Annotated in this window: 20 protein-coding genes and 1 other RNA gene; 4 read left to right on the forward strand and 17 right to left on the reverse strand. The window is 71.9% G+C overall.

Features of this window, described 5'->3' with window-relative positions:
* Nucleotides 1–84: 84 nt before the first annotated feature.
* Nucleotides 85–1,164 (reverse strand): tyrosine-type recombinase/integrase, encoded by a 1,080-nt coding sequence (locus tag D4B81_RS14355; RefSeq protein WP_122263336.1) that lies wholly within the window; start codon nucleotides 1,162–1,164, stop codon nucleotides 85–87.
* 270 nt (nucleotides 1,165–1,434) lie between these two features.
* Nucleotides 1,435–1,803, reverse strand: a transfer-messenger RNA (tmRNA) gene (gene ssrA, locus D4B81_RS14360).
* A 148-nt stretch (nucleotides 1,804–1,951) separates the two neighbouring features.
* Here ssrA and D4B81_RS14365 point away from each other — a divergent pair.
* Nucleotides 1,952–2,425, forward strand: a complete 474-nt coding sequence (locus tag D4B81_RS14365) for a hypothetical protein (RefSeq protein ID WP_122263338.1) — start codon at nucleotides 1,952–1,954, stop codon at nucleotides 2,423–2,425.
* A gap of 6 nt (nucleotides 2,426–2,431) precedes the next feature.
* Here D4B81_RS14365 and D4B81_RS14370 read toward each other — a convergent pair whose 3' ends face one another.
* A complete protein-coding gene (locus D4B81_RS14370) occupies nucleotides 2,432–2,851 on the reverse strand; it encodes a CBS domain-containing protein (RefSeq protein WP_122263340.1) in 420 nt (139 codons plus the stop codon).
* 136 nt (nucleotides 2,852–2,987) lie between these two features.
* Here D4B81_RS14370 and smpB point away from each other — a divergent pair, with 136 nt between their 5' ends.
* On the forward strand, nucleotides 2,988–3,464 hold the full coding sequence (gene smpB, locus D4B81_RS14375) for an SsrA-binding protein SmpB (RefSeq protein ID WP_122263342.1): 477 nt from the start codon (nucleotides 2,988–2,990) through the stop codon (nucleotides 3,462–3,464).
* Between the two features lie 36 nt (nucleotides 3,465–3,500).
* On the opposite strand, the gene D4B81_RS19185 is transcribed toward smpB, so the two are convergent.
* The 5 genes from D4B81_RS19185 to prfB form a co-directional block, all read right to left on the reverse strand.
* Nucleotides 3,501–5,216: a peptidoglycan DD-metalloendopeptidase family protein gene (locus D4B81_RS19185; protein WP_122263344.1), complete on the reverse strand. Its 1,716-nt coding sequence runs from the start codon at nucleotides 5,214–5,216 to the stop codon at nucleotides 3,501–3,503.
* A 9-nt stretch (nucleotides 5,217–5,225) separates the two neighbouring features.
* On the reverse strand, nucleotides 5,226–6,149 hold the full coding sequence (ftsX, locus tag D4B81_RS14385) for a permease-like cell division protein FtsX (protein WP_122263346.1): 924 nt from the start codon (nucleotides 6,147–6,149) through the stop codon (nucleotides 5,226–5,228).
* Entirely contained in the window at nucleotides 6,146–6,841 is a 696-nt protein-coding gene (gene ftsE, locus D4B81_RS14390) for a cell division ATP-binding protein FtsE (RefSeq protein ID WP_122263349.1), read from the reverse strand. Before ftsE ends, ftsX begins: the two co-directional genes overlap by 4 nt.
* Before the next feature lie 120 nt (nucleotides 6,842–6,961).
* Nucleotides 6,962–8,440: an aldehyde dehydrogenase family protein gene (locus tag D4B81_RS14395; protein ID WP_202613707.1), complete on the reverse strand. Its 1,479-nt coding sequence runs from the start codon at nucleotides 8,438–8,440 to the stop codon at nucleotides 6,962–6,964.
* 2 nt (nucleotides 8,441–8,442) lie between these two features.
* Nucleotides 8,443–9,564: a peptide chain release factor 2 gene (prfB, locus tag D4B81_RS14400; protein ID WP_097187953.1), complete on the reverse strand. Its 1,122-nt coding sequence runs from the start codon at nucleotides 9,562–9,564 to the stop codon at nucleotides 8,443–8,445.
* A gap of 86 nt (nucleotides 9,565–9,650) precedes the next feature.
* On the opposite strand from prfB, the gene D4B81_RS14405 reads away from it, so the two are divergent.
* Nucleotides 9,651–10,199, forward strand: a complete 549-nt coding sequence (locus D4B81_RS14405) for a DinB family protein (RefSeq protein WP_122263353.1) — start codon at nucleotides 9,651–9,653, stop codon at nucleotides 10,197–10,199.
* A 23-nt stretch (nucleotides 10,200–10,222) separates the two neighbouring features.
* On the opposite strand, the gene D4B81_RS14410 is transcribed toward D4B81_RS14405, so the two are convergent.
* Nucleotides 10,223–11,731 carry a beta/alpha barrel domain-containing protein gene (locus D4B81_RS14410; protein WP_122263355.1) on the reverse strand — a complete coding sequence of 503 codons (1,509 nt, stop codon included), beginning with the start codon at nucleotides 11,729–11,731 and terminating at the stop codon, nucleotides 10,223–10,225.
* 196 nt (nucleotides 11,732–11,927) lie between these two features.
* On the opposite strand from D4B81_RS14410, the gene D4B81_RS14415 reads away from it, so the two are divergent.
* Nucleotides 11,928–12,692, forward strand: a complete 765-nt coding sequence (locus D4B81_RS14415) for an arsenate-mycothiol transferase ArsC (RefSeq protein ID WP_122263357.1) — start codon at nucleotides 11,928–11,930, stop codon at nucleotides 12,690–12,692.
* On the opposite strand, the gene D4B81_RS14420 is transcribed toward D4B81_RS14415, so the two are convergent.
* The 8 genes from D4B81_RS14420 to D4B81_RS14455 form a co-directional block, all read right to left on the reverse strand.
* Nucleotides 12,672–13,340, reverse strand: a complete 669-nt coding sequence (locus D4B81_RS14420; protein ID WP_122263359.1) for an HAD-IA family hydrolase — start codon at nucleotides 13,338–13,340, stop codon at nucleotides 12,672–12,674. The two genes, D4B81_RS14415 and D4B81_RS14420, sit on opposite strands and share 21 nt — an antisense overlap.
* A 14-nt stretch (nucleotides 13,341–13,354) precedes the next feature.
* Nucleotides 13,355–13,822, reverse strand: coding sequence for a pilus assembly protein TadG-related protein (locus tag D4B81_RS18200; protein WP_161965182.1), 468 nt, complete (start codon nucleotides 13,820–13,822; stop codon nucleotides 13,355–13,357).
* Entirely contained in the window at nucleotides 13,819–14,223 is a 405-nt protein-coding gene (locus D4B81_RS14430) for a pilus assembly protein (RefSeq protein WP_122263363.1), read from the reverse strand. Before D4B81_RS14430 ends, D4B81_RS18200 begins: the two co-directional genes overlap by 4 nt.
* A 74-nt stretch (nucleotides 14,224–14,297) precedes the next feature.
* The gene (locus D4B81_RS14435; protein ID WP_237566019.1) at nucleotides 14,298–14,702 is read right to left on the reverse strand and encodes a TadE family protein; all 405 of its coding nucleotides are present in this window, start codon (nucleotides 14,700–14,702) and stop codon (nucleotides 14,298–14,300) included.
* Nucleotides 14,699–14,902: a hypothetical protein gene (locus tag D4B81_RS18560; protein WP_122263365.1), complete on the reverse strand. Its 204-nt coding sequence runs from the start codon at nucleotides 14,900–14,902 to the stop codon at nucleotides 14,699–14,701. Before D4B81_RS18560 ends, D4B81_RS14435 begins: the two co-directional genes overlap by 4 nt.
* 37 nt (nucleotides 14,903–14,939) lie before the next feature.
* Nucleotides 14,940–15,872: a type II secretion system F family protein gene (locus D4B81_RS14445; RefSeq protein WP_122263367.1), complete on the reverse strand. Its 933-nt coding sequence runs from the start codon at nucleotides 15,870–15,872 to the stop codon at nucleotides 14,940–14,942.
* Nucleotides 15,869–16,735, reverse strand: a complete 867-nt coding sequence (locus D4B81_RS14450; RefSeq protein WP_122263368.1) for a type II secretion system F family protein — start codon at nucleotides 16,733–16,735, stop codon at nucleotides 15,869–15,871. The genes D4B81_RS14445 and D4B81_RS14450 overlap by 4 nt, the downstream gene beginning before the upstream one ends.
* A complete protein-coding gene (locus tag D4B81_RS14455; RefSeq protein WP_122263370.1) occupies nucleotides 16,735–17,964 on the reverse strand; it encodes a TadA family conjugal transfer-associated ATPase in 1,230 nt (409 codons plus the stop codon). Before D4B81_RS14455 ends, D4B81_RS14450 begins: the two co-directional genes overlap by 1 nt.
* Nucleotides 17,965–18,082 lie beyond the last annotated feature (118 nt).

Below are 18,082 nucleotides of genomic sequence, written 5' to 3' on the forward strand. Positions count from 1 at the left end.
GCGACGCCGTCACCGACTTCGCCGGCGACAGCCGCCACGCCAACCCCTGGGCCGCCGACCTCTACGACCGCTACGGAGGCCAGGTTAGAGGGCGATCTCTCTGCTCAGTCGCTCGGTCAGCGCCCTGTCCCGGGCCGCCGTCGCGTGCTGATAGCGCAGCGCGACCGTCACGTCCGTGTGGCCGCCCCTGTGCAGCAGCTCGGCCAGGGTCGCCCCTTGCACGGCATACGCGCTCAGACCCGTATGCCGGAGGTTGTGGAAGTGGAAGCCGGGACGCCCGGCCTCAGCTCGGGCGGCTCTCCAGTGTCGATCCAGCGTTGTCTGGGAGATGCGCTGGCCCGATGGCCCGGCCAGGACGGGGCCGGTTCGAGCGGCGGGGGTGTAGGCATCCAGGTGTTGACGCAGAGCGGGCAGCAACGCGGCAGGGATGGCGATGGTCCGGGCGCTGTCGGCCTTCGGCGGGGTGAGCGTGTTCGCCTTGACGTTGAACTGGCGGCGGACGTGCAGAACAGCCTTCTCGGGGTCGTCGAGGTGCTCGAGGTCTCGACGTTCCAGCCCGAGCACCTCCCCCAGCCTCAGGGCGCACCACGCTGCGAGCGGTACAGCGATGCGCAGGCGCTCGGGCATGGCCTGAGTCATGGCCCGGACCTCCTCGGGGGTGGCGACGTCTCCGTGCTCGTCCTCTGGGCGGACCCGGCGGTGCTTGGGCGCCTCGGGAAAGGTGAACGACTCCAGGCCTCCTGCCTTGGCCTTGACCGCGGCGTTGAGGCAGGAGCGGAGCGCGATCACCACGTTGGGTGTCACACCATTGACCCTGGCCCGGGGGTGACGTTTGCTGGGGCGGCTCGCCAGAAGTGCCAGGTGGTCCGCGACCTGCTGCGTCGTCAGATCCTGCAGGCGAACTTCTCCGAGCTCGGGCCAGAGGTGGTTCTTCATGACCGATCTGTAGGAGAGAACGGTGGCCCGCGACCGGTCAGGGTTGGCCTCCAGCCGTGCCAACCAGACCTCTGACCACTCCTTGAGCGTAAGGGCCTCGGCTTCGGTCTGCTCATCCTGCATCCTCCGCGCCGCGCGACGCGCTGACGGCGCTACAAAGAGGCCCCGCGCAGACTCGGCTCGAGCAATGTCCAGCGCGGCGCGCGCGTCTGTGAGGGTGTCGTACACGCCAAGGGCGTGCGTCCTGCCCTCGCGATGGAGTCGAACTCGGTAGCGACCCCGATACAGGGTGATGCCGCTGGGCAGTTTGGGTTCTTTCACGCGCTAGTTACCCACTTCCTCACCCTCCGAAGGCTTGTGACAACCCTGTGACAAGTCGGGTGCTGAAAAGAGCCTACATCTGCTCGGACGTGCTCCAACGACGAAGCCCCCGAATTCCGCGTGGTTGTGCGGAAAACGGGGGCTGACGTGCGACGACTCGCACAGCGTGAGACACGTGGGTGGAGGTGGCGGGAATCGAACCCGCGTCCGTCGCCGGGAAACCAGGGCTTCTCCGGGTGCAGTGCGCTACGGATTTTCTCGGCCCCAGGGCTCGCGCGCACACGTTCCCTGACAGGCCCAGCCACGTAGCAGTCCCGCACCGTCCCGTGACCTGACGGTGCAGCAAGTCCTCTAGCTGATGCCAGGTCCTGAGTCGAGGACAACCTCAGGCTGACAGACTTCGAGCCCGCCGTCAGGCGGCGAGGGCGAAGTCGCTGCGCGAAGAATTGGCAGCTATTGGTTTCGCAAGGAGCGTTGACGAGATGACCTTGCATCCTCGACCCGCTTCCCCTGAAATGCCGAACGACGTCGAAACCGATCACCCCCGTGGGGGTGTCTCACGCTGTGCAGTTGTCAAGGTCGCCAGGCTGGTGCCCGGCCGACGTCTCACTCTACGGGGTCAACGGCTCGGTGGCCACGCAGATTCCCGCACGGACGACGAGTCTTCGCCGCGGCGTGTGACAGGGTTCTGGCCATGACACTCGCTCCGGACGGCCAGTCGAAGGGCGGTAGGGCGCAACCCGCCGAGCGCGCGCTGGGCACGATCGTCGCGTCGATGGCTCTCGGGCTGGTGCTCATCGGCGTGGTGCTCGTCCTCATCGGCGCCGAGCTGCTCACGCCGCCCCTGTGGATGCTGCTCGTCGTCGTCCTGGCCACCGCGGGTGCCTGGCTGCTCGTGGTGCTCAGCCCCGTGCCCACCGCGACGGCTCCGGGCGCGTCGACGACGGCCGTCGTCCAACCGGTCGTCGTGATGCGGACCTCGCTCGTCGAGGCGCCCGCCATCCTCGGTCTCATCCTGGCCGTCGTGAGCGATCCGATGAACGTGACGGTCTACGTGATCCCGGCGATGTTCGCCCTCGCGGGCATGTGGTTGTTCGCCCGACCCTCCGTGGTGCAGCGGCGGGTGGAGCAGGAGCGCGTCCTACGGCAGCCCGGCCGGCGACCGTGAGTGGGCTCAGCCGCGCCCGTAGACCATCTGCACGAAGTGGGCGACCTTGTCGTCGGCGACGTGCCGGGCCAGGTCCGACTCGCTGATCATCCCGACGAGCCGGCCCTCCTCCACGACGGGCAGCCGCTTGATCTGCTGGTCCCCCATCGTGTCGAGCACCCGGTCGACGTCCTCGTCCGGCGCCACCGTGGACACGATCCCGTGGGCCACCGCACCGACTGTCATGCCGGCCAGGTCGGCGCCGTCCGCCACCCCTCGCACGACGATGTCACGGTCGGTGACGATGCCGACCAGCCCACCGTCCGACCCCAGGACGGGCAGCGCGCCCACACCGTGGTCGCGCATCAGCGCCGCGGCCTCGACCAGGTTCTGGTCCTCCGTGACGGTGTGCATCTGCGCGGTCATGATCTCTCGTGCGGTGGTCATCTCGCTCCTCCGGGTCGGGGTATGTCGTGCGCGTGCACCCCACCCTGCCGGGGCCGGCCGGGCCGGGCAACCGGGGGCGCAGGCGGCGGAAAGCCGGGAGACGGCATACCTCGGGCTCGCCTAGACTGGGTCGGCCATGCCCAAGGACACCGGTCGCAAGCTCATCGCGAGCAACAAGAAGGCCCGCTACGAGTACCTCATCGAGGACACCGTCGAGGCCGGGCTCGTGCTGACCGGGACCGAGGTGAAGTCGCTGCGACAGGGCCGCGCGTCGCTCGTCGACGGCTACGCCATCAGCTACGGCGGTGAGCTCTACCTCGAGGGCGTGCACATCCCGGAGTACAGCCAGGGGACCTGGACCAACCACTCCGCGCGGCGTCGGCGCAAGCTGCTGCTGCACCGCGAGGAGATCGACAAGCTCGTCAGCAAGGCCGAGCAGGCGGGGCACACGATCATCCCCCTGTCGCTGTACTTCAAGGACGGGCGCGCCAAGGTGGAGATCGCCCTGGCCAAGGGCAAGAAGCTGCACGACAAGCGGCAGACGCTGCGCGAGCGGCAGGACCGCCGCGAGGCCGACCGCGCCATGTCGGCGCACCTCAAGCGCCGACGCTGAGCTGTCCCGGCGGGCGGTGCCGCTGCGAGACGCCGGTCAGAGCCAGGTGCGCGGGTTGACGGGGGTGCCGTTCTCCCGGGTCTCGAAGTGCAGGTGGCAGCCGGTCGAGGAGCCGGTCGTCCCCTCGTAGCCGACGACCTGCCCGCGGGACACGCTCTGGCCTGAGGACACCGCGAAGCTCTCGAGGTGCAGGTAGGCCGTCGTCAGGTTGACGCCGCGCTGCACCCCGTGGTCGACGACGACATAGTTGCCGCGGCTGTCGTCGTAGAGCGTCCCGTAGACCACACCGTCGGACGCCGCGGTGACGGGGGTCCCGCAGGGCGCCCCGAAGTCGAGCCCCGAGTGCAGGAGCCAGACCCCGAGGATGGGGTGGAGCCGGTTGCCGAACTCGCTCGTCGTCGGGGCGTTCATGGGGTAGGAGAGGTAGCCGCTCGAGGCCTGGACTGCTGCCTCGCGCTCCCGCTCCGCGTCGCGGGAGGCCCGCTCGTCGGCCGCCCGGCGCTCAGCCGCCTCCCGGGCTGCGGCGTCCCGAGCTGCCTGGGCCGCGCGGTCGGCCTCTGCCTGTGCCGCCTCCGCCCGGCGCTGCGCCTCCGCCGCGGCCTCCTGGTCACGACGACGCTCCGCCTCCGCGGCCACCTCCCGCTGACGCTGCGCCTCCCGGGCCGCCGCCCGTTCGGCGGCCTGCTGGCGGGCGGCCTCCTCGGCGGCCGCACGGGCCGCCGCCTCCTCGGCCGCCTGGCGACGGGCCTCCTCCTCGGCCTGGCGCCGCGCCTCCTCGGCCGCCTTGCGCCGGGCCTCCTCCGCCAGTCGCTCGACCTCCGCCTGCTCCTCGCCCTTGAGCTCCTGCTTGCTGGCAGCGAGCTCCGCCAGCTCGGCGGTCAGCTGGTCCGAGCGCTCCTGCTCGGCCTTCAGCTCGCTCTCCACCTTGGCCTTCTCGGCCTCCAGGGCGGCCTTGTCCTGCACCTGCTGGGCCTCCAGCGCCTCCAGCGCCACCTTGGCCTCCTCGGCCGCGGTCCGCGCGAGCTCCATCGCCACGACGTTGGCCTCGGCCTGAGCCAGCAGGTAGGCGATGTCCTGACGCACCCCGGCGAGCCGGTCCTGCTCGGCCACGCCCTGGGCCTCCTGCGTGGCCAGCGCCCGGATCTGCTGGTCCTGGACGCGCAGCACGGTACGCGCCATGGCCATCCGGTCGACCGCGTCCGCCTCGCCCGAGAGGAGCTCCAGGGTGGTGGCGAGCGACCCCATACCCCCCTGCTTGTAGCTGTCGCGCGCGATCGCCCCGACGGTGGTCCGGCTCTCCTGCTGCTGCTCCTCGTTGACCTGCAGCGACTCCTGGATGCTCGCCTCGTTGGCCCGGGCGACGGCCAGCTCCGCCTCGATCCGCTCCGCCTCCGCCTCGGCGTCCGCCAGGTCCGCCTCCGCCTCCTCCAGCACCACCCGCGCGGCGGTGACCTTCGCAGTCGTCTCCTGCAGCCGCCGGTCCGCAGCCTCCAGCTCGGCGCTGGTGTGCTCGAGGTGCTCGCCGAGGTCGGCCGCCGCCTCCTGGGACCGGCCCTTGTCGGTCGAGGTCCGGCTCTCCCGCTGCTCCACCTCGCGGATGCGCTGACGGATGTCGTCGAGGTCGTCCGCGAGCGCCGGGCCGCCCACGAGGGCACCGGCGAGCGCCAGCGCCACCGCGGCGCGGGCCCGACGCCGGACGGCGCGCGAACGCGAGGTGGTGGGCTCGGCGGGGGTGCGGCGGGGTTCGCTCATGACTTCTCCTCAGACCCTCACGTGACGGCGCAGGGCCGTCCAGGCGGTGAGCACGGCCAGCAGGAGTGCCCCGCCGACCAGGAACGGGGTGATCAGCCACAGGTCGCGCTCCCCGACCAGGCTGATCAGGCCGCTCTCCCCCGCGAGCAGCTCGGACAGGAAGCCGGTGATCCCGAACCGGACCGTGCCCCACAGCAGGGCGATGGCCAGACCCGCCCCCAGCAGGGTCGCGAGCACGGTCTCCAGGATGAACGGCAGGTAGATCGAGAACGCCGACGCGCCGACCATCCGCTGGATGGCGGTCTCCCGACGCCGGCTCCACGCGGTGAGCCGGATCGTCGTGGAGATCAGCAGCACCGCGCAGGCGACCATCGCCACGGCGAGCGCCAGCGCCCCCACGCTGAGGACCCCGAGGAAGGTGAAGAGCTTGTCGACGACCTCACGCTGGTCCTCGACGCTCTCCACGCCGGGAGCCTGCTCGAACGCCTGGCGGATGACCTCGTACCTGCTCGGGTCGGACAGGTTGACCCGGAAGGACTCGGGGATGGCCTCCTGCGGGATGGAGTCCAGCACCGGGGAGTTGCGGAACTGCTCGCGGAAGCGCTCGTAGGCGTCGGCGTTGGACTCGTAGTAGACCTCCGCGACGAGCGGGTCCAGGCCCTCCAGGTCGGCGGCGATCTGGTCGCGCTGGTCCTGCGTGACCGCCCCGCCGGCGCACGAGGCCACGTCCGTGCTGTCGGGGGTGCAGAGGAAGATCGAGACCTGCACCCGGTCGTACCAGTAGCCCTTGGCGGTGCTCACCTGCTGCTGGGCCAGCAGCCCGATGCCCAGGAAGAACAGGGAGACCATCGTCACGAGCACGACCGAGACCACCATGGAGACGTTGCGGCGCAGCCCGTTGCCGATCTCGCCCAGGAGGAAGCCCGGCCTCACGACCGCACCACCTCGCGGTAGCCTCCCTCGGCCTGGTCGCGGACGACCCGGCCCTCGTGCAGCTGCACCACGCGCTTGCGGAACTGGTCGACGATGGTGGTGTCGTGCGTGGCCATGAGCACCGTCGTGCCGGAGCGGTTGATGCGCTCGAGGATCGCGACGATCTCCGCGGAGGTGTCGGGGTCGAGGTTGCCGGTCGGCTCGTCCGCCAGGAGGATCGGGGGCTTGTTGACCATAGCCCGGGCGATCGCGACGCGCTGCTGCTCACCGCCGGAGAGCTCGTGCGGCAGCCGCTTGCCCTTGTTCTCCAGACCGACCAGGGCCAGCGTCTCCGGCACGCGCTGACGGATCTCGTGGCCGGGCGCACCGAGCACCTGCAGGACGTAGGCCACGTTCTGGGAGACGGTCTTGCCGGAGAGGAGCCGGAAGTCCTGGAACACCGTGCCGATCTGACAACGCAGGACGTGCACGCGCCGACGTGGCAGCTGCCCGAGGTCGTGGCCCGCCACCAGGACCCGGCCGAGGGTCGGCGCGTTCTCGACGATCACCAGGCGCAGCAGCGAGCTCTTGCCGGAGCCGGACTGACCGACCACGAAGCAGAACTCCCCGCGCGTCACGTCCAGGTCCACGTCCTGCAGCGCCCAGGGGTCGCCCTTGGTATAGCGCAGGCTGACGTGCTCGAGCGTGATCATCGGGTGCGGTGTTCTCCGTGGCAGGGGGGACGGCCGTGACTCACGGTAACGGATGTGACTCGTGGGTCCGTGCAACCTCGGGTCGTGGCGAGGCGCCGGACCCCACCGCGACGGGTCCGCTCAGCCGACGCCCCGCAGGCGCGAGGAGACGCCGCGGATGCTGCGCGCGACGAGGGCGGGGACCTCGCTCGCGCGCAGTCCCCGGCCCAGCGGCGCCATCACACCCCGGATCATGGACGCCTTCCAGGTCGGGTGGGGCGGGTAGATCGCCGCGAGGGTGTCGGGGCGCAGCGGCTTGCTGAGCACCGAGCGGTGGTGGCTGAGCTCGTCGATCGAGGCGCGTCCCAGGTAGCGACCCATGCCGGACTCCCCCACCCCGCCGAACGGGAGGCCGGGCACGGCGAGGTGGATGAGGGGCACGCCGTGGGCCAGGCCGCCCGAGGTGGTCCGTTCCTCGAACAGCCGACGCGTGGCCGCGTCGTCGGAGAAGACGTAGAGCGCCAGGGGACGCGGCCGGGCGTTGACGAGGTCCACGGCGGCCCGGGCGTCGGCCACCTCGACGACCGGGAGGACGGGGCCGAAGATCTCCTCCGCCATCACCGGGGAGTCGTGGGCGACCCCGGTCAGGACCGTGGGGGCCAGGTAGTGCCCGTCGTCGACGTCGTGGCCGCCACCGGTGGTGACGACCCCGCCGGAGGCCCCGACCAGCTCCACCAGGCGGGCATGGTGGTGGTCGTTGACGATCCGCCCCAGGTCGGCGCTGGCGCTGGGGTCGTCCCCGAAGAAGTCGCCGATCGCGGCGTCCAGCGCGGCGACGAGGCCCTCGCGTGCGTCCGGCGTGACCATCACGTAGTCCGGCGCCACGCACGACTGCCCCGCGTTGGTGAACTTGCCCCACGCGATGCGGCGGGCGGCGAGGTCCGGGTCGACGGTGCCGTCGACGAAGGTCGGCGACTTGCCGCCGAGCTCGAGGGTCACGGGCGTGAGGTGCTCGGCGGCGGCGCGCATGACGACGCGACCGACGGCGGAGGACCCCGTGAAGAAGATGTGGTCCCAGCGCTCCCGCAGCAGGGCCGTCGTCTCGGGGACCCCGCCCGTCACCACCTGCACGGCGTCCGCCGGGAGGTGCCGTCCGACCAGCTCGGCGAGGAGCGCCGCCACCGTCGGGGCGTGCTCGCTCGGCTTGACGACGACGGTGTTGCCCGCCGCGAGCGCTCCGGCGAGCGGTGCGAGGACGAGCTGGACGGGGTAGTTCCAGGGCCCGATGATCAGGACCACGCCCTTGGGCACGAGGTGCACGGCTGCCGACCCGGGGAGGTGGGTGGCCGGCAGCGGGACGCGCCGGGGCGCGGTCCAGCGGGCGAGGTTGGCCAGCAGGGTGTCGATCTCCTGGACCACGAAGGAGAGCTCGGTGAGGCGCACCTCCAGCGCGGGCTTGCCGACGTCCGCGACGACGGCGCGGGTCAGCTCGTCCTCGTGCTCGACGACCAGGGCGCGCAGCGCCCGGAGCTGTGCCCGGCGCCACGTGAGGTCACGGGTCACGCCTGCCGTGACCGGGTGCCTCAGCAGCGCGACGGTCTCGCCATACCCCGCCGTCACGGTCAGCCGGCCGCCTTCTCGGCGGAGCGCTTCCAGCGGATGCCCGCCGCGATGAAGTCGTCGATGTCACCGTCGAGGACGGCCGAGGTCGAGCCCACCTCGTGGCCGGTGCGCAGGTCCTTGACCATCTGGTAGGGGTGCAGCACGTAGGAGCGCATCTGGTCGCCCCAGCTGGCCTTGACGTCGCCCGCCATCTCCTTGCGGGTGGCGCTCTCCTCGGCCTTCTTGAGCAGCAGCAGGCGGGACTGCAGGACGCGGAGCGCGGCGGCACGGTTCTGGATCTGGGACTTCTCGTTCTGCATGGACACGACCGTCCCGGTGGGGATGTGCGTCATCCGGACGGCCGAGTCGGTGGTGTTGACCGACTGGCCACCAGGTCCGGAGGAACGGAAGACGTCGATCTTCAGGTCGTTCTCGGGGATCTCGATGCTGTCCGTCTGCTCGATCAGGGGGATGACCTCGACGGCCGCGAAGCTGGTCTGCCGGCGCCCCTGGTTGTCGAACGGGCTGATCCGCACGAGCCTGTGGGTGCCCGCCTCGACCGCGAGGGTGCCGAACGCGTAGGGCACCTTCACCTCGAAGGTCGCCGACTTCAGCCCGGCCTCCTCCGCGTAGGAGGTGTCCAGGACCGTGGTGGGGTAGCCGTGCCGCTCGGCCCAGCGCAGGTACATCCGCATGAGCATCTCGGCGAAGTCGGCGGCGTCCACGCCACCGGCGCCGGAGCGGATGGTCACGACGGCCTCGCGCTCGTCGAACTCGCCGTTGAGCAGGGTGCGGACCTCGAGCAGCTCGACGTCGCGCCGCAGGACGGCCAGCTCCTTCTCCGCCTCGACCAGGACGCCGCGGCCCTCCTCCCCACCTTCCTCGACACCCAGCTCGACGAGCGCCTCGAGGTCGCCGATGCGGGTCTCCATGCCCGTCACCCGGTCGTGCTCGGCCTTGGCGCGCGACAGGGTCGAGGTGACCTGCTGGGCCTTGTCCACGTCGTCCCACAGGTCGGGCGCCGAGGCCTGCGCCTCCAGGTCGCTGATCTGGGCCTGGAGGTTGTCCAGGTCGGTCACCTCACGCACCGACGACATGGTCGAGCGCAGGTGCTTGATCTCGTTCTCGAAGTCCACGGCCACGAGGATCTAGCCTACGCGACGGCCGCCGGGGAGCCGCCGTGGCAAACCGGTGGCGTACGGCATACCGCTGCCGTAGCGTCCCCGCCGTGAGCGAGCCGGCAGTCGACGAGCAGGGCCGCCCCGAGCCGCCCCTGGCGGCGGAGGAGGCGGCCACGCTGCTGGGCTTCCTCGACTACCAGCGGGCCACCCTGGGGTGGAAGACCCGCGGGCTGGCGGAGGACGCGCTCCGCCGGCGGCTGCACCCCACGGGTATGGCGCTCGCGGGCCTCCTCAAGCACCTCGCCTGGGTGGAGGACCACTGGTTCACGCACACCGCGGGCCGGGCGCCGATGCCCGAGCCGTGGACGGACGTCGACTGGCACGAGGACGAGGACTGGGAGTGGCACTCGGCGCTCGAGGACGACGCCGTGACGCTGCGCACGACCTGGGAGCGGTCGGTGGGACGGTCGCGGGAGGTCACCGCGCGCCTGCTGGGCGGACGGTCGGACGGTCTGGGCCAGACCTCCCCAGCCTGGGGCGGGCGGGCGGCGGTCTCCCTGCGGTGGATCCTCGTGCACATGATCGAGGAGTACGCCCGCCACAACGGGCACGCCGACCTGCTGCGCGAGGCGATCGACGGGGAGACGGGCGAGTAGCCGCGACCTGACGGCGAGCCTTCTCAGACGGACGCGAGCCGCACCTGCGGCAGGTGCTCCTGGAGGTACTGCAGCGCCTGGACGGCGCGCCAGCCCTGGGTGTGGCGCCGCATGAGCTCGTAGGCACCGGCGAGGTCCTGGCCGAGGGTCACGAGGAGGTCCTCGACATAGCCGTCCTTGCGGTGCTGGCCCAGCCCGATGTTGGCCATCAGCCCGTTGCACAGGCACTTGCGCCCGACGGTCTCCTCGGGCGCCCCACCCTTCTTGAGGTACATGTGGATCGGCTCGGCCGCGCAGCGGTAGCCGACCTCGCCGTCCTCGCGCTCGTAGGGCTGACGCAGGTAGGACAGGTCGCAGAGGCGCGGGCGGGCGTCATACACCTCGACCTCACTCGCCGTGCCCTGCAGGCTGGCCACCTTGAACGGGAAACCGGTCGGGCTCGCCCGGGGGTCGTTGCGCACCTCCAGCTCACCGGACCGCAGGTCTTCGAGGAGCTTCCCGCGGGCCTCCTGCGAGAGGCCGGAGTCCAGCGACAGCGCGAAGAGAGTGCCGACCTGCACGCCCACGGCACCGGCGCGCAGCGCCTCGGCCACCTGCTCCGGGGTGCCGTAGGCGCCGGCCATCCAGAACGGCAGACCGATCGCCGCCATCTTGGCGAGGTCAGCCTCGTCCCGCGCCCCGTAGACCGGCTCGCCGCCCTCGTCGAGCTGGAGCTTGCCGCGCGGGGGTGCCGAGTGGCCGCCCGCCGGCGGGCGCTCGACGACGAAGCCGTCGGGGCGGATGTCGGGGTCGCGGTGCAGGTAGGTCGCGAGCTGGTCGACGGAGATGATCGCGAGGAAGTCCGGCTTGAGCAGCGGCGGCAGCTCGGCGCCGAGCAGGTCGACGGGGTCGACGCTGATGGTCCGACGCAGCCGGCCGCCAGCCACGTCCGCAGTGATCGAACCCCTCTGCCCGGCCGCGAGGGAGCGCAGCAGCTGCGGGATCTCACGCGGGATGCCGGCACCCATGAGGACGTAGTCCACACCGGCGAGCATCGCCCCGAGCAGCGCGTCCGGGGTGCCCATCTGCACCTTCTCCAGGCAGTTGATGCCGACGACGGCCTGGGGGCCGAGCCCCTCCTTGGCGAGCCAGACCTCGGCGAAGTTGCCCAGCACGGCCAGCTCCTTGCCGGCACGCGCCGTGTCGAGGGTGAGCTTGGGGATGGGCTTGTATGGTGCGTCGCTCGGCTTCCCGCCCTCCACGAAGTACTTCTCGAGGACGCGGGCCGCCATCGTCGGGCTCGGGAACGAGGCGAGGGCGCGGCGGTAGTGACCGCCTGGGTCTCCGTCCTGGAGCGTGCGCGCGAGCACGGCGTCCATCGCGGTTCCCGAGACCACTCCGAGGTGGCCGGCGGCGGCTACCTCGCGGGCCAGACGCCACCCGGAGACCGCCACGCCCATGCCGCCCTGGATCACCACGGGCCGGCGGGGTTCGGGGCGGGCGGGGTGCGCGTCGTGGGGAGGAGCGATGGACTCGGCGGAGACAGCGGCCATACGGGGTGGCACCTTCGGGTTCGGGGACGACCTACGCAGACGTAGGTTTCGGTCGCGTAACCTACGGTAGCGTAACTACCTCCCCCTGTCGCCCCGGGCGACCCCCGTTGCCCACCCCGGCATCCCTGGGCGCCGGCCAGCCCCCCGCGCGTACACTTGGCGTTAACCTGTTGTTCACCTCGCGGGAGGCACGCTGATGCGGACCGGAAGCCCTCTGTACGAGCACACCATCGCGCGCGTGACCACTGACCTCATCGATCGATTCAGCGCAGGTTTCGTCGCCGAGGAGGTGCGCTCGGTCGTCGCGGCGGGACGTCGTCAGCTCGAGGACGGGGGCCGGCACCCGGAGTTCATCCCCGCCCTGCTCGAGCACTGGGCCCGGGACGAGCTGCTCGCCCGCGCCCGGTCGGAGGGCCGCCCCCTGACTCCGCTGCCCAAGATCCTCTTCGTCTGCGAGCACGGCGAGGGGCGTGCCCAGGTCGCCGGCGCTCTGGCCGAGCACCTCTCCGGGGGTGCCGTCGTGGTGCGCGCCGCCGGCATCCGCCCCACGGGCCGGCTCAGCACGCACGCGGTGCTGGTGCTCTCCGAGCGCGGGGTGGAGCTGCGCAACCCGCTGCCCTCGACCATCCACGCCGACGCCCTCGACGCCGCCGACGTCATCGTCTGCATCGGGTGCAGCCGCTCGGACACCGACCTGGTCGGGAGGCGGGCGGTGCACTGGGACGTCGAGGACCCCCACGGTCAGGACCTCGACACCGCCCGACGGGTCGCCGACGACCTCGAGGCCCGGGTGCGGGCGCTCCTGGCCGAGCTCGAGGTCCCGGTCGTCGACCGGCAGCAGGTGGGATCCTCCGCCTGGGGCTCGGTCCTGGTCGGCCACGAGGAGCCCTTCAGCGCGCGACCCGGGTCCTCAAGCGCCGCGGCGGACCAACCCTCGGCGTCACCCGGGTTCCCGGCGTAGCCGGACGCGGATGCCGTCCCCGTCCCGGAGGAAGAGGACGGACGAGAGGTCCGGCACCACGAGGTCGGCGAGTGGCTCCAGCGCCCCCGCCGCGCTGGTCGTCGTGACGGCCAGCGTCGTCGCTCCCGCCGCCCGGCCCGCCTCCAGGCCGGCCGGCGCGTCCTCGACCACGAGGCAGCGGGTCGGGTCGACCCCGAGCTTCCGGGCGGCGATCAGGTAGGGCTGAGGGTCCGGCTTGCCCCGGGTGATGTCGTCCGCCGTGACGAAGGCCGCCGGCGGCTCGAGCTGCGCGGCACCCAGCCTCAGGACGGCCAGCTCACGCCCCGCGGAGGTCACGATCGCGGCGCGGTCTCCCACGGCTGCCAGCGCCGCCGCGGCGCCCGGCAGAGCGACGACGCCCTCCGCGTCCCGGAGCTCGCGCCGGTCGATGTCGGCCGTCGCCTGGGCGACGTCCACCCCTGGGTCCACGACCGCCTCGACGATGCCGCGGCTCGGCACCCCGTGAAAGCCTCCCAGCCGGTCGGGGGGAACACCGTGGTGCGCCGCCCACGCGTGCCAGGAGCGCTCCACCGCCGCCGTGGAGTCGGTCAGGGTGCCGTCGTTGTCGAAGAGGACGGCGTCGAAGGTCGCCAGAGTGACGTCGCGCATCGGCCCAGTCTCGCTCACGGGCCGGCCAGGTCGCTGCGCGCCGTCGACGTGACCGTGATCGTCACGCCGCCCCCGAAGGGCTCGAGGACCGGGCTGACCACGGGGATCCGGGCGATGCCCGTGACCACCACCACCGCGCTCCTGCCGTCCGGGGTCCCCGTCCCGGGGGCGACGCTCCATCCGGCGACCCGTGCGGGGAGGTCCCGAGCCGCGAGGTGGGCCGTGGCCGCCTGGACCACGGTCTCGTCCGAGAGCGGTATCCCCTCCCCCAGCCCCTCGGCATACACCCGGTCCCGTGCGAGGGCGTCGCTCGCGTCGAGCGCAGCTGCGTCCGCCGCGTCCAGGAGGTGGATGCGGCCGAGCTGCACCGAGGTGACCCCTACGACGCCGAAGATCACCGTGAGGGCAACCGCGACGAGCCCGACGAGGAGGATGCTGATCTGACCGCCGTCCTCGTCCTGGGTCGGGGTACCGGTCCTCACCCCGCCTCCCGGAACTCGTCCACCGGCTCGGTATGGCGCGCCGTCAGCATGATCGAGGTCGGCACCGCGCCCTCCATGAAGTCGGGCACGAGGGGCAGGGGGACGCTCACGGCGGCGTCGACGACGACGCGTCCGCCAGGGGACAGGCACGGCCCCTCGCACCCGGTCGTGACCGACCCTTCCCCGTCCTCGAACCCGTGGGCCGAGTACACCAGCCCCGCGGCTGCGAGCGCCCGGCCGGGCGCCGCGTCGACGGAGTCCGCGGTGGCGAACGCCCGACCAGCCTCGCGGGCCGCGGCCGACGCCGCGTAGGCGCCCGCCTGGACTCTGCCGAGCGTGCCGACCAGGTAGAAGAGCGGAACGACGAGGAGGACGAGCAGGAAGGCCACCTCGACCGTCATCGATCCACGGTCCCCGTTCAGCCCGCACCGCGCGGCCCCCTGTGCTGGGCGGTCGCGGGAGGGGGCGGCGCCGGTCACTGGTCCTCCGCGTACGCCTGCCCGGTGACCGTCATCGACCCGGCCGGGCCGAAGGGGCCGAAGACCGGCATCGCCAGACGTGCGGTGACCTGGACCACCTCGACACCTCCCACCACCGCCCGCGTGGCTGTCACCGTGCCCCCACCACTGCCAGGCACGCTTCCCGCCATCAGCGCCCGCGCACGCTGGGCCCCGTCCTGAGGGCCGAGGTCCGCCCGCGCGCCGTGCCTGGCACCCTCGATGACGTGGGCGGTGGCAGTGTTGCGGAGGTGCAGCGCGAAGGCCAGCTGCACGGCTGCCAGCACGAGGATGCTGACAAGACCGGCGATCATCGCGAACTCGGAGACGGCCGACCCGCGCTCTGTGTGAGCGCGAAGGGCTGTGGCCGTCCTCGTCCTCACCCGCCCACGCTGCTGACCGCATCGGTGAACATGCCGGTGAGCAGCGGCTCGGCGACGAGCCACAGTGCGGCGACCAGACCCGCGGTCATGATGGTGATGAGCACCCAGCCCGGGACGTCGCCGCGCTCGGGCTGCGCCGACCAGGCGCGGAGCCTGTTGTTCAGAGGCGAGACGACAGTGCGGGTGAGACGACGGTTCATGCTTCCTCCAGGTGGTGGTGTGATGTGTCGGTCAAGGTCAGAGGGAGATCCGGAGCATGGAGGCTCCCGGGAAGACGGCGAACAGCACGGTGACCGGGAGCACGAGGAAGACGACCGGCACCATCATCGTGATCTCTCTCTTGCCCCCCTCCTCGATCAGGGCCTGGCGGGCCGACTCCCGGGCGTCGGCGGCCTGGGCGCGCAGCACCTCGCCGAGCGGGGTGCCCCGTTGGATCGCGATGACGATCCCGTCGACGAAGCGCACGATCGGGCTCAAGCCGGTGCGCAGGCTGAGGGCCTGGAGAGCCTCCGGGAGGGTGGCGCCGGTGCGGGCCTGCGCCAGGCACAGCTGCAGCTCTCCCGAGAGCTCACCGCGCGAGAGCCTGGCCACCCGTTCCAGCGCCTGGACGGTGCCCTCCCCCGCGGTCACGGACAGGGCGAGCAGCTCGGCCACGGAGGGGAACTCGGCCATGATGAGCCGCTCGCGCCTCGTGGCTGCACGGCTCAGGAGCATGTCCCGCAGGACCACGCCACCCAGGAAGGCACAGCCGACGAGGACGGTGAGCGCGGGCAGGCTGGCGCCGCGGGTCCACCAGAGGAGCGAACCGGCGCCCGCGGCCAGGACTGCGGCAGCGATTCCCCACAGCACCTGCTGGATGCGGAACCCCTCGACGTCCGCCGGCAGTCCCGCCCGCTGCATGCGCGTGCTGACGCTGTCACTGCCGCCCAGCACCCGGTCGAGGACTGCTCCGGCGCGGCGGGTGAGGGGACGGCCCACGTCGGAGAGGTGCCACGGACGGGGCTCGGTGAGGCGGAGCAGCCGCGTGCGTTCGGGTGGGCGGTCAAGATACGGCTCGATGCGGTCCGCCAGGTCGACCCGCCTGCTCAGCGGCGATCCCGCGTGGATGAGAACGACCCCGAGGGAGAGCATGAGGCCGAGCACGGCCCCCCACCACTGCGCACCTGTCATCGGAGCACCCTCTGCTCCTCGGGCAGCCGGCCGATCGCCACCATGAGGCGGTAGGCGACGATCGTCAGCCCGGCCCCGACGAGCAGCACGGCCGCACCCGCCGGTGAGCTGTACGCCGCCAGGGTGCTTCCTCGTGTCGCGAGCAGGAGCAGGACGGCCCACGGCGCAGCCATCGCGAGGCGTGCCGCGTTGACCGTCCAGCTCTGCCTGGCCTCGAGCTCGGCCCGTGCTCGGGAGTCCTCCCGCAGGAAGGTCGAGAGGGTGCGCAGGACCCGACCGAGGTCGGTGCCGCCCACGTCCCGGGCGATCCGCAGCGCCTCCACGAGTCGGTCCGCGACGGGGTCCGAGAGTCGTTCCTTGAGCCGGTCCAGCGCGTCCGAGAACCTTCCGGTGGCCCGGTAGTCGTGCCCGAACTCCACGAACTGGGGGCGGAGCTCCTCGGGCCCGCGCTCGCCCAGCTGGATCAGGGCCTCCGGAAGCGCGAGCCCGGCTCGCACCGCCGAGTGCACGTGGTCGACCACGTCGGGCCACACCTCCCGGAGGCTCGACCGTCGTCGCCGCGCCCGGCCCGCGACGACGGCGAAGGGTGCCCACCCGGCCATGGCGGCGAAGCACAGGCTGACGGGCAGCACCCTGGTGACGGAGTACGCCAGCACGAGGACGATCAGTGACAGCACCACCGCGACACCGATGAGCGTCCACGGCCCGGTTCCCCGGATGCCGGCGAGGACGATCTGGTCCCCGAGCCGCTCGATCCGCCCATGCCCTGGGCGCGGTTGCGGTGACCTGTCCCGCGGCCAGAACGACCACCACACGCTCGCCAGACCCAGCCCCAGCATCAGTCCCCACGCCGCGCCCGCCATCACGCACCCGCCAGGAGCTGGCGGAGGTCGTGACCAGCACGCTCGAACCGGTCGACGTGCGGGGGGAACCCGTCCGCGCGCACCAGCTCCCCGCCCCTGCGCACGAAGAGGTCCGCGATCTCCACCACCTCACCCTCCACCCGTCCGGGCAGCGCCACGATCTCGCGGACCCGCCGTTGGCCGTCCGCCTCGAGCCCCAGGTGCACGACGATGTCGACGGACGAGGCGACCGTGGGGACCACGAAGCTCGCCGAGACGTTCGACCCGGCGAGGAGCGGGAGCGTGCACATCTTGGTCACGGCCTCCCGCGCGCTGTTGGCGTGCAGGGTGCACATCCCGGGAAGGCCGCTGTTCAGAGCGATGAGCAGGTCCAGGCTCTCGGCCTGCCTGACCTCCCCGACAATGATCCGACCGGGACGCATCCGCAGTGCCTCCTTGACGAGCCGGCGCAGCGGGACCTCCCCCGTCCCCTCCAGGCTGGGCTGCCGGCACTGCATGGACGCCACGTCGCGCAGGTTGACCTTGAGCTCGAAGACCTCCTCGCAGGTCACCACCCGTTCGTGCGCCGGGATAGCGGCCGCGAGGCAGTTCAACGTCGTGGTCTTTCCGGCCTGGGTCCCTCCGGCGACGAGGATGTTCAACCCGCTGGCCACGGCCGCCTCCAGGAACCGGGCTGCCTGCTGGGTCAGGCTTCCCAGCCTGACCAGGTCCGCGAGGTCGTCGGCGGCCACGACGAACTTGCGGATGTTCACGGCCCAGTGGCGGCGCGTGATGTCGGGGATGACCACGTGGAGCCGGCTACCGTCCGGCAGCGAGGCGTCGACGAACGGGCTGCTCAGGTCCACCCGACGCCCGGAGCTTCGCAGCATCCGCTCGACAAGGTCGTGGACCTGGTTCTCGGTGAGGAACATGGAGGTGAGCTCGGGGCGCCCGTTGCGGGCGACGAAGATCTTGCTCGGCTCGTTGATCCATACCTCCTCGACCGTCGGGTCGTCGAGGAAGGCCTGCAGCGGGCCGAAACCGGCGACCGACTCGACGAGGAGGCGGTGCGCCTCCTTCCGGTCGCGCACGGGCGCCAGCCCACCGTGGAGCGCACGCTCGTCGTAGTCGTCCAGCACCTCCAGGACCAGGGACCGCACCTCCACGTCGTCACGGGAAGGATCCAGCCGCCGTTCACGGATCAGCTCGCGGACGTCGTCCTCCAGCTCCTGCCAGGCGGTCGCCTGCACGTCTTTCCCTCCCCAGGTTGGGCCTCCCGCGGGGCCCCCAGGCGCCCGCTCGCGCCCATGTCATCAACCCTGCCACCGCAATGTAAAGGGTCTTTGCCAAATCTTGACCAACTCACGG

This window comes from Ornithinimicrobium cerasi (assembly GCF_003702705.1).
Taxonomy (GTDB): domain Bacteria; phylum Actinomycetota; class Actinomycetes; order Actinomycetales; family Dermatophilaceae; genus Ornithinicoccus; species Ornithinicoccus cerasi.